This is a genomic window from Mesorhizobium sp. P2_A12, from assembly GCF_056405075.1.
Map to the genome: position 1 here is coordinate 1 of NZ_JBFUCU010000077.1, position 1,244 is coordinate 1,244.

Sequence of the window (1,244 nt, forward strand, 5' to 3'; positions counted from 1 at the left end):
TCGACCTCGACCGGTGCAACCGGCTCGACTGGTGCAACCGGCGATACTGGAGCGACGGGCTCTACTGGTTCCACGGGTTCGACTGGGGCAACCGGAGCCACAGGCGCGACCGGCGATACCGGCGCAACGGGTTCGACCGGTGCAACCGGAGCCACGGGCTCGACTGGTGCGACTGGCGACACTGGTGCAACGGGTTCGACCGGCTCGACGGGAGCAACCGGCTCGACTGGTGCGACTGGCTCGACTGGTTCGACCGGAGCGACAGGCTCGACGGGTGCCACTGGCTCGACCGGAGCAACTGGCTCGACAGGTGCGACTGGCGACACTGGTGCAACGGGTTCGACTGGCTCGACGGGAGCAACCGGCTCGACGGGTGCCACTGGCTCGACTGGTGCGACTGGCGATACCGGCTCGACCGGAGCCACCGGCTCGACTGGCTCGACAGGCGCCACTGGCGATACTGGAGCCACAGGTTCGACTGGAGCAACCGGCGCCACAGGTGCGACCGGCGATACCGGAGCTACTGGCTCGACTGGTGCAACCGGCGATACTGGAGCGACGGGCTCCACGGGTTCGACCGGTGCAACCGGAGCCACCGGCTCGACTGGTTCGACCGGAGCAACTGGCTCGACAGGTGCAACTGGTGATACCGGTTCGACCGGAGCGACGGGCTCGACTGGAGCGACGGGCTCGACCGGCTCGACTGGAGCAACCGGCTCGACTGGAGCGACGGGCTCGACCGGCTCGACTGGAGCAACCGGCTCGACCGGCTCGACTGGAGCAACCGGCTCGACCGGAGCCACAGGTTCGACTGGAGCAACCGGCGCCACAGGTGCGACCGGCGATACCGGAGCTACTGGCTCGACCGGTGCAACCGGCGATACCGGAGCGACTGGCTCAACCGGCTCGACCGGAGCCACCGGCTCGACTGGTTCGACCGGAGCCACCGGCTCGACTGGTTCGACCGGAGCCACTGGCTCGACTGGTGCGACTGGCGATACCGGCTCGACCGGAGCCACCGGCTCGACTGGTTCGACCGGCGCAACTGGCTCGACAGGTGCGACTGGCGACACTGGTGCAACGGGTTCGACTGGCTCGACGGGAGCAACCGGCTCGACTGGTTCGACCGGCGCAACTGGCTCGACAGGTGCGACTGGCGACACTGGTGCGACTGGCGATACCGGCTCGACCGGAGCCACCGGCTCGACTGGTGCGACTGGCTCGACTGGTTCGACCGGCGATAC

Annotated in this window: 1 protein-coding gene; it reads left to right on the top strand. The window is 68.4% G+C overall.

All coding sequences use genetic code 11. The features are described 5' to 3' along the window. The coding region (locus tag AC1DZU_RS35535) for a beta strand repeat-containing protein (RefSeq protein WP_477292119.1) at nt 1-1,244 on the top strand (1,244 nt) is incomplete at both ends.